This window comes from Streptosporangium sp. NPDC001559, from assembly GCF_042893955.1.
Lineage (GTDB): Bacteria > Actinomycetota > Actinomycetes > Streptosporangiales > Streptosporangiaceae > Streptosporangium.
In genome coordinates this window covers 654,512-668,970 of sequence record NZ_JBIAVG010000001.1, presented here as the reverse complement: position 1 = coordinate 668,970, position 14,459 = coordinate 654,512, and the positions used below count along the sequence as shown (strand labels likewise).

Sequence of the window (14,459 nt, the reverse complement as noted above, 5' to 3'; positions counted from 1 at the left end):
GCGTTGAATGACCACTGACGTTCGGGGGATCGGTGTTCACAGCGTATGGTGCGGGGCGTTTTGTCGCCGCAGTTGTAGGTTTTGCCCTTTTTATGGCTTTTGTAATGCCAGGGGCGGCTCAGGCGGAGAACAGGGGAGCAAGACCCGGTGGAGCGGACCTTTCGGTGCGGATCCACGCCCTACCGGAAGTGGCACAACCAGGGCAACCACTGTCCTACCGGGTGGAGGTGCACAACGCGGGCCCGGAGGACGCGGTGCTTCCCCTTCTCGTCGTACGGCTTCCGCACGGCGTGGACGTCCTCAGCGTCAACGTCGCCGAATGCGTGCCGGGCAAGACGACCGGCGAGGTGATCTGCCCCTCCCAGCAGGACGTCCTGGCCGGGACCGACGGCGGGGTGACCATCAGCGGCATCGTCAGGACCGGCGCGCACGGCCCGCTGACCGCCACCGCCGCCCTCACCTCCGAGGTGATCGACGCCGACGAGACGAACAACTCGGCCCGGCTCACCACCCAGGTCGACGAGGGCGCCGACCTGGCCGTACGGCTGGCGCGCAAGACCCGGCAGGGCCGCCTGGTGACGATGGACGCCGTGGTCCACAACCGGGGCCCCAGAACCGTCAGGGACGCCTCCGTCTTCCTGCGCACCGTCAAGGCGCGCTTCCTGTCGGCCGAGGGGGCGCGCTGCCACGCGTACGCGGGCTACGTCGGCTGCGCGCTGGGCGCGGTCGGCTCGGGCAGCCGGATCAACCTCAGGCTCGCCTTCCGCGCCAGAAGGACGGCCCCCAAGGCCAGGGCGACGGTCTACTCCTCCCATGTGGGAGACCGCCGCCCGGCGAACAACATGGCGCGAATCAGGCTGTGACCCTTTGCGACGCCTGGCGGCGTCGCGGGTTGTGTCCCTTTGCTCCGCCTGGCGGCGTCGCGGGTTTGGGCGCTTTCGGGTCGGTGTCTTCCCTCGTCGTTCGTCCGCTGCGCTCCCTCACTCCTCAGTCCAGACACCGACGCGCCCAAACCGATACTCCTCACACTTGGCACCGGGAAAGCACAAGGTCAAACCCCTCACGCGTGGTGGCGGGGAGAGGAGTTGTGGTCAGGGGGTCTGTAGGGCGGTCCAGGCGTCGGTGACTATTTCCTTGAGGGTCGGGTGCTCGGGCTTCCAGCCGAGGTCGCGTTGGATCTTCTCGGAGGAGGCGACGAGTACGGCCGGGTCGCCTGGTCTGCGGTCGAGTTCGACGGCGGGGATCGGGTGGCCGGTGACCTCGCGGCAGACCGACAGCACCTCGCGCACGGAGAAGCCGGTGCCGCTGCCCAGGTTGTAGATCCTGTGCTCGCCGGGGGAGCAGGCGTTCAGCGCCAGCAGGTGCGCCCTGGCCAGGTCGGCGACGTGGACGTAGTCACGCACGCATGTCCCGTCGGGCGTGGGGTAGTCCGTGCCGAACAGGCTGACCGTCTCGCGCCCGCCGAGCGCGACGGCGAGGACGTTAGGGATCAGGTGGGTCTCCACGGTGTGCCGTTCGCGGTAGGTTCGCCCGTCCGGCGCGGTGTAGGCGCCGCCCACGTTGAAGTAGCGCAGGCTCACCGCGGCCAGGCCGTACAGGCCGGCGAAGGCGGTCAGGGCCGTGTCGACCGCGAGCTTGGAGGCGCCGTAGGGGTTGGTCGGCCGGGTCGGGTCGGTCTCCAGGATGGGGGAGCGCTCCGGCTCGCCGTACGTCGCGGCGGTGGAGGAGAAGACGATCCGGCCGACCCCGGCGGCCCGCATGGCGTCGAGCAGGGCGAGGGTGCCGCCGAGGTTGTGCCCCCAGTACAGACCGGGCTTCTCGACGGACTCGCCGACCAGGGACTTGGCCGCGAAGTGCAGGACACCGTCCACGCCGGTCAGCACGCCGGAGGCGTCGGTGATCGACCCCTGGACGAACCGCGCGCCGGAGGGAACCGCGTCGGCGTGACCGGTGGAGAGGTCGTCGAGCACGACGACCTCGTGACCCGCCTCGACGAGCTGCGCCGCCACGACGCTCCCGATATATCCGGCACCACCGGTGACCAGCAGCTTCACAAGACCTCCTGTTTGATGATGTTGATACGTGTTTATTTTTGTGAGGACGGTGCCAGCATATGCTTGCACCTCAAATATCGGCCACAGTCGGAACGGGCGGCGGCCATGACGGAGACAATCTCGTGAACAGCGTCCTGGCGAATGCGGCCCTGGTTCTGGTCTTCATCCTGGTCGGGGGTTTCTTCGCGGCGGCGGAGATGGCGATGGTCTCCCTCAGGGAGAGCCAGGTGCGCAGGCTGGAGACCCGGGGGCGCAGGGGCGCCAGGGCCGCCAAACTCGCCCACGACCCGAACCGCTTCCTGTCCGCGGTCCAGATCGGCGTGACCGTGGCGACCATGCTCTCGGCGGCCTTCGGCGCCGACACCCTCGCCAGGGAGTTCCAGCCGGTCGTGGCCGGCTGGGGGGTGCCCACGGCGGTCGCGGCCCCGCTGGCCCTGGTGTTGGTGACGCTGGCGATCTCCTACTTCTCGCTGGTGCTCGGCGAGCTGGTGCCCAAGCGGATCGCCAGGCAGCGGGCCGAGGGCATCTCGCTGCTGGTCGCGCCCTTCCTCGACCGGGTCGCCGCGCTGTCGCGCCCGCTCATCTGGGCGCTGTCCACCTCGACCGACGTCGTGGTCAGGACGCTGGGCGGCGACCCGGAGGCCGACCGCGAGGAGATCACGACCGAGGAACTGCGCGACATGGTCGTCGGCCACCACGAGCTGACCCAGGACGAGCGCGACCTGATCGCGGAGGTCTTCGCCGCGGCCAAGCGTCAGCTCCGCGAGGTGATGCTGCCGCGCACCGAGGTGGAGTTCATGGCGGCCGACACCCCGCTGGCCGAGGCCGCGGTGCTGGCCGCGGCGATGCCGCACTCCCGCTTTCCCGTCTACCGCGACTCCTACGACGACGTCGTGGGGTTCGTGCACATCAGGGACCTGCTCGACCCGGTGCTGACCGGTTCCATCGAGCCGATCAGCGAGCTGGTGCCGATCCGCCCGGTCAAGCTCGTCCCCACCAGCAAACGGGTCCTGACCACGCTGTCGGAGATGCGCGGGGAGGGGCACCACCTGGCGATCGTGATCGACGAGTACGGCGGGACGGCGGGCATCGTCACGCTTGAGGACCTGGTCGAGGAGCTGGTCGGCGACATCCGCGACGAGCACGACGTCCAGCACAAGCGGGTGGCGCTGCCCGCGGGGGAGGTCGAGCTGGACGGCCTGGCCAACCTCGACATGGTCGAGGCGGAGACCGGCATCAGGCTCCCCGACGGGCCGTACGAGACGCTCGCCGGGTTCGTCATGGCCGCCCTGGGACACCTGCCCTCGACGGGAGAACGGGTCGAGATCCCCGGGTTCGAGCTGTCGGTCACCGGAATGGACGGCCGCAGAGCGTCAAGAATCCGGATAAAGCGTCGGGCGCCCGCGTCCGGCGCACCGAACACTCCCGACAGCTGACACAATTACCAGCTATGGCCAGTCCCCGTGTCCTCTCCGGAATCCAGCCCACCGCAGACTCCTTCCACCTGGGCAACTACCTCGGCGCGGTGCGTCAGTACGTCGCCATGCAGGAGGGGTTCGACGCTTTCTACTGCGTCGTCGATCTGCACGCGATCACGGTGGACTACCAGCCGGAGGGCCTGCGCAGGCGCAGCAGGATCGCCGCCGCCCAGCTGTTCGCCGCGGGTCTCGACCCCGAGCGCTCGACGGTCTTCGTGCAGAGTCACGTCCGTGAGCACACCGAGCTGGCCTGGGTGCTGATCTGCCTCACCGGCATGGGCGAGGCGGCCAGGATGACCCAGTTCAAGGACAAGTCCGCCCGCTACGGTGAGGGCTCGGCCAGCGTCGGCCTGTTCACCTACCCCATCCTGCAGGCGGCCGACATCCTGCTCTACCAGGCCGACCAGGTCCCGGTCGGAGCCGACCAGAAGCAGCACCTCGAACTCACCCGTGACCTGGCCCAGCGCTTCAACCACCGCTTCGGCGAGACCTTCACGCTGCCCAAGCCGCACATCGTCAAGGACGTCGAGAAGATCACCGACCTGCAGGACCCGACGGCGAAGATGTCCAAGTCGTCCTCCTCGCCCGGCGGCATCCTCGACCTGCTCGAACAGCCGGGGCCGCTGCGCAAGAAGGTCATGCGCGCCGTCACCGACACCGGTTCCGAGGTCCTGGCCGACGACGAGAACAAGCCCGGCGTCACCAACCTGCTGCGCATCCAGTCGGCCCTGACCGGCACGCCGATCCCCGAGCTTGAGGCCCGCTACGCCGGGCAGGGCTACGGCACGTTCAAGAAGGACGTCGCCGAGGCCGTGGTGGACACCTTCACCCCGATCAGGGAGCGCACCGAGAAGCTGCTCGCCGACGAGGCCGAGCTCGACCGGATGCTCGCCGTCGGCGCCGCGCGGGCCCGTGCGGTCGCCGCGGAGACCATGGCCAAGGTCCGCGACCGGGTGGGGTTCCTGCCCACCGTCTGACGCCTCCCGCCCCGGGCCGTACGTCCCACGTGGAGTCATACGTACGGTCCGGCGGTATTTGGGTAGGTGACGCGCGTGACAAGCGTGCGAGAGCGGATCGTCGCGATCCGTGAGCGGGGCAGGGCGGCGATCGCCTCGGAGCGGGTCGAGCGTCCCTGGTTCGACCACCTGATCAGAACCGTGCAGCGTTACCAGCTCCAGTCGGGCGACCGGCTGGCCGGAGCGGTGACCTACTTCGCCTTCCTGTCGTTCTTCCCGATCATCGCGCTGGCCTTCGCGGTCTTCGGCTACTTCCTCTCCGTACGGCCGGACGCCATCGCGACGTTGCAGCAGGCCATCGACCAGTACCTCCCCGGGCTGGCCGACCAGCTGCCGATCAAGCAGATCGCCGACTCCCGGGGCAGCGCCGGGGTCATCGGCCTGCTCGGTCTGCTCTACGCGGGGCTCGGCGCGATCGACGCGCTGCGCGGCGCGCTCCGCGAGATGTCGATGACCGTCGAACCCCCGCTCAACTTCCTCCTGGCCAAGCTCAGGGACCTGGCCGCCTTCATCCTGGTAGGCGCCACGATGATCGCCTCCGTGCTGGTCGGCGGGGTCGCCACCCAGGCGGGCGGGTTCGTCGCGGAGAAGCTGGGCCTGTCCGCCTCGATCGCGGGGAGCTGGTCGCTGTGGCTGCTCGGCGTGGCGGTCGGCCTGCTCGCCGACACCGTCCTCTTCGTGATCGTCCTGCGCTGGATGGGCCGGTCGCGGCAGCCGTTCGGGGTGGTCGTGCGGGGCGCGCTGCTGGGCGCGGTCGGCTTCGGCCTCCTGAAGCAGCTGGCCGCGCTGATCCTGTCGCGGACCCTCAACAACCCCATCTACGGGGTGTTCGCGGTGATGGTCGGCCTGCTGGTCTGGATGAACCTCTCCGCCAGGGTGATCCTCTACGCGGCGGCCTGGACGGAGACCGCGAGGCTCGGCCCGCCGCCGGACCCGACCCCCATCCCCGACGCGGGCGCGCTGGGCGGGGAGCCGGCCTGAGGGCTCAGCCCGCCTCCGCGTCCGGGGACCGGCAGACCGTCCGCTCCGAGGTGAGCGGGCACGGTATGGTCCCCGAACGGGTCACGACCACGACCTTGACGCCCGGCGGGACGGCGAGGGTGTAGTCGGCCCGGCAGGGCGGGGAGGGCGCCCACGGCGGGCCGTAGCCGGGGCAGTCGAGGTCGACCCGCAGCGTCTTGCCCTTCTCCCACACCTCCCGCATCGTGCGGGAGACCTGGGTCGAGGTGAGCTTCTGCCGCACCGTGAGCCTGCCCGCCGTACCGGGGGTGACGCTGACGCCGACCGGGCCGGTGACGTCCACGATGACCCAGGGGGCGGCCAGCGAGTAGACCTTCGTGCTCTCGCCGTCCGAGGTCTCCCGGCTTTCGATGAGGGAGGAGCCGAAGGAGCCGGGGTAGACGAAGTCGTAGGCGCGGGGCAGTTCGATCTGGCCCCAGGTCGTGACGGCGAGCCCGAGTACGAGGGCGACGCTGAGCGCCCCGCCGACGACGATCCAGGCGGCCCTGACACCGGTTCGCATGCCTGTCCTTCCTCAGATCTTCAGAAATCGCAGTACGGCGAGCACCCGGCGGTGGTCCTTGTCCGCACCGGAGAGGTCGAGCTTGGTGAAGATGTTGTTGATGTGCTTGCCGACGGCGCTCTCGGAGATGACGAGGGCCTCGGCGATCCCGGCATTCGAACGTCCCTCGGCGATCAGCGCGAGCACCTCGTACTCCCTGCGGGTCAGCCGGTCCAGCGGGTCACTGCGCCCGCGCAGCAGGAGCTGGGCGACCACCTCGGGGTCGAGCGCGGTGCCGCCCTCGGCGACCCGGCGCAGCGCGTCCACGAACTCGGCGACGTCGGCGACCCGGTCCTTCAGCAGGTAGCCGACGCCGCTGGTCGCGGTGGACAGCAGCTGGGTGGCGTAACGCTCCTCGACGTACTGCGACAGCACGAGGATCGGCAGCCCGGGATGCTGCCTGCGCAGCACCAGCGCCGCGCGCAGTCCCTCGTCGGTGTGCGAGGGCGGCATGCGCACGTCGGTGACGACGAGGTCGGGGGTGTGCTCGTCCACCGCGCGCAGCAGCGCGGCGGCGTCGGCGACCGCCGCGACGACCTCGATGCCGACACCGGCGAGCAGGCGGACGAGCCCCTCCCTGAGCAGCACCGAGTCCTCGGCCAGGATCACTCGCATGGCAACTCCACCGTGATGGTCGTGGGCCCGCCGTCCGGGCTGTGGATGCTCAGTCTCCCGTCCACGGAGCCGACCCGCTGGGCCAGGCCGCGCAGACCGGTGCCGCCGTCCTGGCGGGCGCCGCCCCGGCCGTCGTCGTGGACGCTCACGTGCAACAGCCGGTCGCGGCGCAGCACCCTGACCTCCGCCCTGGAGGCCCGCGCGTGCTTGGCGATGTTGGTGAGCGCCTCGGAGACCACGAAGAAGGCCACCGCCTCGATGGTGGGGGAGACCCGTTCCTCCACCTCGACCTGCAGCTTGACCGGGACCGGGGCGCGGGCGGCGACACCGGAGAGCGCCGCGTCGAGCCCCTGGTCGTTGAGCACCGCGGGATGCAGGCCGCGCACCAGGTCGCGCAGCTCCTTGAGCGCCTGCTTGGCCTCCTCGTGCGCCTGGACGATCACCTCGCGGGCGGGGGCGGGCAGGTCGGTGAGGGTGGTGCGGGCTATGCCCAGGTTCATCGCCAGCGACACCAGCCGCTGCTGCGCGCCGTCGTGCAGGTCTCTTTCCAGACGGCGGCGTTCGGCGTCCGCCGCGTCGACCACCTCGGCGCGGCTCTCCCGCAGGCTCTCCACCCGCTGGGCCAGCAGGTCGCTCCTGCTCGGGCCGAGCAGCGCCTCGGCGGCGATCAGGTCGAGGGCGGTGATCCCGCGTGCCACCCACGGCACGGTGACGAAGAGCGCCAGCGCGGCCACGACGGGCGGCATCATGTACCACTCACCGCCCGCCCGCCAGATCTGGACGGTCGTGGGCAGCGCGACCAGGCAGGCGGCCCAGCCGCAGACGACCCCGAGGAAACCGACCAGGCCGATCAGCGGCGCCAGCAGGTGGTAGCCGAGCTGCCGCCACGTGCCGCCGTCCCTGGCCGCGCGTACCAGAAGCTTCAGCGGGTTGCGGGTACCGAGACGGCGGTGCGTCCTGGGGATGTCCACACCGAGGAACGCCTGGAAACGGGCCCGTTGCAGGCGGGTGAGCAGCGGTACGGCCCAGACGAGCAGCAGCAGCGCCGCGATCGGGACCACCACGGTCCACACCAGTACGATCGAGGCCGCGACCAGGCCGATGACCACGCCGGAGGACAGCAGGGCGATCGGCAGTCCCGTCACCACGTGGACGGTGCGCAGCCAGGTGAGTGCCGACCAGTGGGCGCGGGCCCGGGCCCGGACCCGGTCCCAGGGGGTGAGCACCTCGTTCATGGCATCAAAGGTATGGACTGCCCGTGCCCGTGTGACATGGGCGAGGTATCCCGGAAAAAGGTGGGGAAAACTCCACCCCGGCGAGGCTCAGGAGGACTTGCTCCGGGAGCGCCTGCGCAGGCCGTACACCAGCAGGACGCCGCCGCCGAGCAGACCCGCGCCGAGCCCGTAGACGGCGGGGGAGACGCCGCCGCTGTTTCCGGCCGGTGCGGCGTCGGCCCTCGGGGCGGTCGAGCGCGCCACCTGGGGTGTCCTCGGTACGGCCTGGCCGGTCGGCGTCGGGGCGGCCTCGGGGAGCGGGTCGACGAGCGTGCCGACCGGTGTGACCCTGCTCCTGGCGGCGAACCCCCAGTCGAGCAGGTCGGCCACCTCGTTCCAGAAGTAGCCGTCATGCCGCATGATCGTCACGATGATCGTGTGGCCGTCACGCCTGGCCGCGCCGACGAAGCTGCCCAGGGCCTTGGACGTCCAGCCGTTCTTGACGCCGATCATGCCCTTGTAGCGCCACAGCAGCTTGTTGTGGTTGCCGATCTCGTAGTAGCCCTTGGGGGCGGGGAACCTCCCGGTCTTCGTTCTGGTGTAGCGCTGGAAGTCGCGGTTGGCCAGCCCGGCGCGGGCGATCAGCGCCAGGTCGTACGCCGAACTGCTCTGCCCCGGTTTGTCGAGGCCGCTCGGCGTCTTGGCCACGGTGTCGTAGGCCTGCAGGCGCCTGGCCTCGGCGTTCATCTCCCTGAGGGTCTTGGCGAGGCCGCCGTTGGTCTCGGCGAGCGCCATCGCGCAGTCGTTGCCCGAGACCAGGAGCAGCGCCTTGAAGAGGTCGTCCACGGTGTACAGGGGTTTGGAGACCAGGCCGACGGCGCTGCCCTCCTCGTTCACCGCGCGGCTGCTCGGCTTGACCTTCGTGTTCTTGTCGAGCTTGGGGATCAGGGTGAGCGCCGTCAGCGCCTTGAGCGTGCTCGCCGGGAGATAACGTCCGTGCGGGTCCTTGGCGGCGAGCACCTCCCCGGTCTCCGCGTCGGCGACCACGTAGGACTTCGCGGCGGTCTTCGGCGGTGCCTTCACCCCGGCGGGGGCGACGACGCCCCGGGTGCCGAGCGCGGCGCCGCCGACAGGCGCGCTACCGGCGGAGTGCGTGGTGCCGCCGACCGGCTCGTTGTCGGCGTGTGCGGGAAGCCCGAGCAGAGCGTTCGCCGCCAGCAGCACCCCGACGGGCGCGACGTGTCTCATCCCCATAGTGATCACAGGGTAGCTTCGTACTGATTCGCATCATGTACACGACGCCCTGATCAGGGGCGCAATGGTGCGACGGAGTACTGAACGCATGCAAATGTCGCGAAAGATCGCCGGTTTCTTGGTCGCCGTCGCGGTTTTCATGATCTTCGAGTGGATAAACCTCGGGTTCAACCTCGCCGACGGCCACCCGACGGCCTTCTACGTCGTACACGGCGTCCTGATCGGGGTCAACATCCTCCTGGGAATCGCCCTCGGGGTGATCGGGCTACGCGGACTCGCAAAGCGCCCGTAGGGTCCTGTCGTGCAGGTCGGCCGCCTCCTGCGGGGAGTCCCCGATGCTGGTGAAGCCGAGCTTGCCGTACCTGTGGATCGCGCCGAGCAGGTGCAACACGTTCCCGGTACGGCTGTCGCGGTCGAAGCCGAGCCCGCTGTCGTTGACGAACTTGACGACGTCCGCGGGCGTACGGCCGAGCAGGCCGTCCGAGGCGCAGTTGTCCGTGGCCACGTAGTACTTGGGGCGCTCCCCGCTCACCAGCCCGGTCTGCCCGCCGGGGGAGGCGCCGGTGGTCAGCAGGGCGGCCCCGAACGGGTGGGTGGTGCCGCCGAGCCGCAGGTTGATCTCACACAGCAGCGCGCGGTACCCGGCGTCGGTCTTGATGGCGAAGAAGTCGACGCCGAACAGCCCGACCACACCGCGTTCGGCGAGAGCCCTGGCGACCCGGCCCGCGCACTCCTGGACCTCGGCGCGGTAGTCGGCCGCCGCGGGGAAGACGCAGCCCTTGTAGACGTCGCCGTTCTGGCCGCCCAGGATCTGCTCGTGCGTGGCGACCACGTGGCAGGAACCGCCCGGGGTGATCATGGCCAGGGCGCTCGGGGAGCGCAGCGGGCGCTCCTCGATGAACTCCTCAAGCACCGCGCCCCGCTCGGCGATCTTCTCGGCGAACGTCACCCACGTCTCGTCGGGGGCGGAGAAGCTCGTCGGGCTCGCGCTGAGCGGCCCGTCCCCCCTGGTCACGACGGCGTTGCCCAGCCCCGAGTAGCTGTTGTTGAGCTTGACCATCAGCCGGGCCGCGGGGTTCAGCGCGCGGGCCGCGTGCTCGACCTCGCTCAGTGAGCGCAGGTCGGAGAAGCCCCGCGCCACCGGCACCCCGGCCGCCTCGGCGAGCGTACGGCCCCCGCTCTTCGACCCGAAGGAGGCCAGTCTGCTCGCGGGCCCGTAGATGGGCAGGTTCAACAGCGCAGAGAGCCGCTCCTCGTGCTCGCTGACGATGAAAGGCACCATCCACGCGTCGGTCGTACGGTCGAGGGCCGCGCGGATCCTCGCCAGCAGGTCGGGGCGGCGCAACAGGGACTCGGTGAGTTGGGTCGCTCCCGTATCACCCAAATTGATCATATGTAACCGCGAACGAGCCTCAGCGGGATCGTCAAGGAAGCTCAGGTAGTAGTCAACCGTGGCGGCGTCCACCGGTGCCGAGGAGAGGTAGACGACCTCGACACCCGGGCGCCGGAGTGTGAGCAGGAAGAACAACATGCGTTCCTCGTAGCAGTAGGCACCCGTGATCCTGCGGAGTTCGTCCTGGGGAAGCGACAGAGAAGGGACGATCACTATGGTCCCTTCGTCCGGTTCGAAGATGCTCAATCCGGAATGCTTCTCCCCGAACGGGATGCAAGTGATCATAGGCGGAGTTAAACATGCATTCCTCCCCTTTGCATCACTCCGTCGGGTTCTATGACTGGTACCTGAGGACACGGAAATTGGCAGCCCTTCGACGTTTCAAACCCCCACAAACCTGCCACTACCCCCAGAGCGGTCCCTCTCCCCACTCCCCAGCCCAAACATCACCGCCCGCGACGGCTGGAAGCCCCTGATCGAGAACGCCCCGGGACGCCCCGGGAGGCCCCCTCACCGATGCGTCCCTCGCCCCGTGAACGCCGACGAGGTTCGCCCCCGCCCCCCTCACGCACAGGGTTTGATCTTGGCTTTTCCCGCCCTCCGCTTGATCTTGGATTTCCCGTCGCCGGGCGTGAGGGGTTGCTTGTGCCTTACCGGTGCCGTGCGTGAAGGGTTTGGCTTGGGCGCGTCGGTGCTTGGACTGAGGAGCGAAGGAGCGCAGCGGATGAGCGACGAGGGAAAGCACCGACTCAGGGCGCCCAAGCCCCCCGCGACGCCGCTAGGCGGAGCAAAGAGGCATAGTCAATCCGGGCCATCATCCCTGGTCCAAGTGGGTCAGGAGATGTGAATGGAGAGCATGGGGCGGCAAAACATTTGGCCGAGATGACGGCGAGGTGTGTCCGAGGGGAGATAAAGTCGAAGTCATCGTCAACACGCCGGTGGACTCTGACCGGCCTGCCGCTTTCGTGCTGGCGGTCCATCGGTCCGCGCCGGAACGGCTTTGGGCACCCCCTCAGGCTTGTCGGTGCGGTGATCGTTTTTGTCGACTGCCCCATGTTTCACGTGATTGAGGGCAGTGGCACGGTGCGTCGGGACCCAGAGCTGGCAGGCGCGGATAGGACGGTGACCAATGCGGGGGCATAATCTGCGGGGGGAACTGGACGTGTTCCTCGCCGAGACCGGGCAGGAGCTGATCGGTTTCCGGCGTGACCTGCACATGCATCCCGAACTGGCGTTCGCCGAGTACCGGACGACCCAGCGCATCGCCGACCGGCTGATCGCGGCGGGTCTCACGCCCTCGGTGCTGCCGCGCGGTACCGGCCTGATCTGTGAGGTCGGCAGCGGCGACGGGCCGACCGTCGCGTTGCGGGCCGACATCGACGCGCTTCCCGTGCCGGATGAGAAGGACGTTCCCTACAGTTCGACGGTTCCCGGGGTGTGCCACGCCTGTGGGCACGACGTGCACACCACGGTTCTGCTCGGCACCTCGCTCTTCCTGGCCAGGCAGGCCGAGGCGGGTCTGCTGCCCGGCAGGGTCCGGCTGATCTTCCAGCCCGCGGAGGAGCTTCCCGGCGGCGCGCTCGAGGTCATGGCGGCGGGTGGCATCAGCGGTGTGGACCGCATCTTCGGCCTGCACTGCGACCCCCGGGTCGACGTCGGCAAGGTCGGGTTGAAGACGGGGCCGATCACCTCCGCCTGCGACAAGGTCTTCATCAGGGTCAGCGGTCCCGGCGGGCACACGGCCAGGCCGCATCTGACCGCCGACCTGGTCTTCGCCCTGGCCAAGATCCTGACCGAGCTGCCCGCGGCGCTGTCGCGCAGGATCGACCCGCGTTCCTCGCTGAGCCTGGTCTGGGGCCGGGTCGAGGCGGGTTCTGTGGCCAACGCCATTCCCGACGAGGGGCTGGCCGAGGGCACCGTGCGCTGCCTGGACGAGCAGGCGTGGCACGCGGCCCCCGACATGATCAAGGCCCTGCTGGAGTCCGTCGCGGGCGCCTACGGTGTCGAGGCCCGGATGGACTACATCAGGGGCGTGCCGCCGGTCGTCAACGACGAGGTCAGCGTGCAGATGCTGGCCGAGGCGGCGGGGGGCGTGCTGGGCGAGGGTTCGGCCGAGCCGACGCAGCAGAGCCTGGGCGGCGAGGACTTCGGCTGGTACCTCGAGTCGATCCCCGGGGCCTTCGCCAGGCTGGGCACCCGTACGCCGGGGACGCCGCATCCGGGTGACATCCACCAGGGCACCTTCGACGTCGACGAGTCCTGCATCGCGGCCGGGGTGCGTTTCCTCGCGGCCACGGCGCTGACCGCCCTGTGGGAGGGGCAGCGGCCCAGCGCGAGCGAGCACGTGGCGGGAGCCATCGCCTGAGGCGTCGTCGCCCGAAGCGCCGCCGCATGAGTGCCTTCGCCTGAAGTGACGTCGCCTGAAGTGCCATCCCGGACGCCGGTCACCGGCGTCTGGGTGGCCGCCGGTGACCGGAGCAGGTGAAACCCGGACGGATCACCCGTGGGCCTCCGCATGGAAGACGGTGCCCTACCGTGACGCTACCGTGACGACACCCGAAGCTACCGTTCGGTAGGATCGGCCGTCCCTGTGGGTCACGAGGTGGCGTGAGCTGCATAACAGACCTGTTGCGGACTGGTGTGCTGGTTTGGTCAACCCTGGTCAACCAACTATCTTCCGTGCAGGGTTGCCGTGCGTCTCCTCGCGCGTGCACTGAACGCGAAGGGGGTCCATCTTGCTTCGGAACCGATTCGGCAGGCTGACCGCGGCGGTGGTCGCGGGAGGCATGCTCATGGGGGCTGCCGCGTGCGGGGGAAGCGAGGAGCCGACGACGTCGGCCAAGCCCGACGCCAGCGCGAGTGGCGCTCCGCAGGAGAAGGGACCGAAGGTCGGCCTGGCGTACGACATCGGCGGTCGCGGTGACCAGTCCTTCAACGACGCCGCGGCGGCGGGCCTCGACAAGGCCAAGACCGAGCTGAGCCTGGCCGACACCAAGGAGCTCGAAGCGGGCAACGGCGAGACCGAGGCGGCCAAGGAGGAGCGGCTCAGACTGCTCGCCCAGGGCGGTTACAACCCCGTCATCGCCATCGGTTTCGCCTACTCGGCCTCGCTGAAGAAGGTCGCCGCCGAGTTCCCCAACGTGCAGTTCGCGATCGTCGACGACGCCGCGGCCACCGGTCCCAACATCTCCAACCTGCTCTTCGCCGAGCAGGAGGGCTCCTACCTCGTCGGTGCCGCCGCGGCGCTGAAGTCGAAGAAGGAGCACATCGGTTTCGTCGGCGGTGTCCAGGTGCCGCTGATCCAGAAGTTCCAGGCCGGTTTCTACGCCGGGGCGAAGAAGATCAAGCCTGACATCCAGATCGACGTCAAGTACCTCACCCAGCCGCCGGACTTCACCGGCTTCAACGACCCGGCCAAGGGTAAGACCGCCGCGCAGGGCATGTTCGACGCGGGCGCCGACGTGGTCTACCACGCCGCGGGCGGTTCCGGCGGTGGCGTGTTCGAGGCGGCCAAGTCCGCCAAGGGGCTGGCCATCGGCGTCGACTCCGACCAGGCGAAGACCGCCGCGCCCGAGGTGCAGGGCGTGATCATGACCTCCATGATCAAGAAGGTCGACGTCGCCGTCTTCGACTTCCTCAAGGGCTTCACCTCCAACTCGCTGAAGCCGGGCACCACGGTCTACGACCTCAAGGCGGGCGGTGTCGACTACTCGACCACCGGCGGTCAGATCGACGACATCAAGGCCCAGCTCGACGAGCTCAAGCAGAAGATCGTCTCCGGCGAGATCGTCGTCCCCGACAAGGCCTCCTGATCCACGACCTCGAAGGGCCCGGCGGATTCCTCCCCGGGCCCTTTGGGTAACGTCCAGCGTTG

At 69.3% G+C, this 14,459-nt stretch carries 13 protein-coding genes; 7 read left to right on the top strand and 6 right to left on the bottom strand.

Annotated features, from left to right (window positions below; genetic code table 11):
* Nucleotides 1-92: 92 nt before the first annotated feature.
* Complete coding sequence (locus ACFYY8_RS02990) at nucleotides 93-863, top strand: hypothetical protein (protein ID WP_390036541.1); 771 nt, start codon at nucleotides 93-95, stop codon at nucleotides 861-863.
* A 228-nt stretch (nucleotides 864-1,091) separates the two neighbouring features.
* Here ACFYY8_RS02990 and galE read toward each other — a convergent pair whose 3' ends face one another.
* Nucleotides 1,092-2,054 (bottom strand): UDP-glucose 4-epimerase GalE, encoded by a 963-nt coding sequence (gene galE / locus ACFYY8_RS02985; protein ID WP_390036539.1) that lies wholly within the window; start codon nucleotides 2,052-2,054, stop codon nucleotides 1,092-1,094.
* Nucleotides 2,055-2,176: 122 nt separating this feature from the next.
* On the opposite strand from galE, the gene ACFYY8_RS02980 reads away from it, so the two are divergent.
* From ACFYY8_RS02980 to ACFYY8_RS02970, 3 genes are all read left to right on the top strand, one after another.
* Nucleotides 2,177-3,490 (top strand): hemolysin family protein, encoded by a 1,314-nt coding sequence (locus ACFYY8_RS02980; RefSeq protein ID WP_390036537.1) that lies wholly within the window; start codon nucleotides 2,177-2,179, stop codon nucleotides 3,488-3,490.
* Nucleotides 3,491-3,504: 14 nt separating this feature from the next.
* Nucleotides 3,505-4,509 (top strand): tryptophan--tRNA ligase, encoded by a 1,005-nt coding sequence (gene trpS / locus ACFYY8_RS02975; protein ID WP_390036535.1) that lies wholly within the window; start codon nucleotides 3,505-3,507, stop codon nucleotides 4,507-4,509.
* A 75-nt stretch (nucleotides 4,510-4,584) separates the two neighbouring features.
* Complete coding sequence (locus ACFYY8_RS02970; RefSeq protein WP_390036533.1) at nucleotides 4,585-5,529, top strand: YihY/virulence factor BrkB family protein; 945 nt, start codon at nucleotides 4,585-4,587, stop codon at nucleotides 5,527-5,529.
* 4 nt (nucleotides 5,530-5,533) lie between these two features.
* On the opposite strand, the gene ACFYY8_RS02965 is transcribed toward ACFYY8_RS02970, so the two are convergent.
* From ACFYY8_RS02965 to ACFYY8_RS02950, 4 genes are all read right to left on the bottom strand, one after another.
* Nucleotides 5,534-6,070 (bottom strand): hypothetical protein, encoded by a 537-nt coding sequence (locus ACFYY8_RS02965; RefSeq protein WP_390036531.1) that lies wholly within the window; start codon nucleotides 6,068-6,070, stop codon nucleotides 5,534-5,536.
* Between the two features lie 12 nt (nucleotides 6,071-6,082).
* A complete protein-coding gene (locus tag ACFYY8_RS02960) occupies nucleotides 6,083-6,724 on the bottom strand; it encodes a response regulator (RefSeq protein WP_390036529.1) in 642 nt (213 codons plus the stop codon).
* On the bottom strand, nucleotides 6,715-7,959 hold the full coding sequence (locus ACFYY8_RS02955) for a sensor histidine kinase (protein ID WP_390036527.1): 1,245 nt from the start codon (nucleotides 7,957-7,959) through the stop codon (nucleotides 6,715-6,717). The genes ACFYY8_RS02960 and ACFYY8_RS02955 overlap by 10 nt, the downstream gene beginning before the upstream one ends.
* An 87-nt stretch (nucleotides 7,960-8,046) precedes the next feature.
* Entirely contained in the window at nucleotides 8,047-9,186 is a 1,140-nt protein-coding gene (locus ACFYY8_RS02950) for a D-alanyl-D-alanine carboxypeptidase family protein (RefSeq protein WP_390036525.1), read from the bottom strand.
* A gap of 94 nt (nucleotides 9,187-9,280) precedes the next feature.
* On the opposite strand from ACFYY8_RS02950, the gene ACFYY8_RS02945 reads away from it, so the two are divergent.
* Nucleotides 9,281-9,484, top strand: a complete 204-nt coding sequence (locus ACFYY8_RS02945) for an SCO4848 family membrane protein (RefSeq protein WP_362772813.1) — start codon at nucleotides 9,281-9,283, stop codon at nucleotides 9,482-9,484.
* On the opposite strand, the gene ACFYY8_RS02940 is transcribed toward ACFYY8_RS02945, so the two are convergent.
* Nucleotides 9,458-10,798, bottom strand: a complete 1,341-nt coding sequence (locus tag ACFYY8_RS02940; RefSeq protein ID WP_390036523.1) for a peptide ligase PGM1-related protein — start codon at nucleotides 10,796-10,798, stop codon at nucleotides 9,458-9,460. The two genes, ACFYY8_RS02945 and ACFYY8_RS02940, sit on opposite strands and share 27 nt — an antisense overlap.
* A gap of 916 nt (nucleotides 10,799-11,714) precedes the next feature.
* Between ACFYY8_RS02940 and ACFYY8_RS02935 the strand changes: the two genes are divergently transcribed.
* Together ACFYY8_RS02935 and ACFYY8_RS02930 are read left to right on the top strand one after the other, a co-directional pair.
* The gene (locus tag ACFYY8_RS02935; RefSeq protein WP_390036521.1) at nucleotides 11,715-12,950 is read left to right on the top strand and encodes an amidohydrolase; all 1,236 of its coding nucleotides are present in this window, start codon (nucleotides 11,715-11,717) and stop codon (nucleotides 12,948-12,950) included.
* A gap of 370 nt (nucleotides 12,951-13,320) precedes the next feature.
* Nucleotides 13,321-14,397, top strand: coding sequence for a BMP family protein (locus tag ACFYY8_RS02930; RefSeq protein ID WP_390036519.1), 1,077 nt, complete (start codon nucleotides 13,321-13,323; stop codon nucleotides 14,395-14,397).
* Nucleotides 14,398-14,459: the final 62 nt, after the last annotated feature.

What these genes read in the sequence shown, in the direction of transcription:
- ACFYY8_RS02950 (WP_390036525.1), bottom strand. Translation starts at nt 9,186, where the DNA reads ATGAGACACGTCGCGCCCGTCGGGGTGCTGCTGGCGGCGAACGCTCTG.
- ACFYY8_RS02960 (WP_390036529.1), bottom strand. Translation starts at nt 6,724, where the DNA reads ATGCGAGTGATCCTGGCCGAGGACTCGGTGCTGCTCAGGGAGGGGCTC.
- ACFYY8_RS02955 (WP_390036527.1), bottom strand. Translation starts at nt 7,959, where the DNA reads ATGAACGAGGTGCTCACCCCCTGGGACCGGGTCCGGGCCCGGGCCCGC.
- ACFYY8_RS02945 (WP_362772813.1), top strand. Translation starts at nt 9,281, where the DNA reads ATGCAAATGTCGCGAAAGATCGCCGGTTTCTTGGTCGCCGTCGCGGTT.
- trpS (WP_390036535.1), top strand. Translation starts at nt 3,505, where the DNA reads ATGGCCAGTCCCCGTGTCCTCTCCGGAATCCAGCCCACCGCAGACTCC.
- ACFYY8_RS02965 (WP_390036531.1), bottom strand. Translation starts at nt 6,070, where the DNA reads ATGCGAACCGGTGTCAGGGCCGCCTGGATCGTCGTCGGCGGGGCGCTC.
- ACFYY8_RS02990 (WP_390036541.1), top strand. Translation starts at nt 93, where the DNA reads ATGGCTTTTGTAATGCCAGGGGCGGCTCAGGCGGAGAACAGGGGAGCA.
- ACFYY8_RS02935 (WP_390036521.1), top strand. Translation starts at nt 11,715, where the DNA reads ATGCGGGGGCATAATCTGCGGGGGGAACTGGACGTGTTCCTCGCCGAG.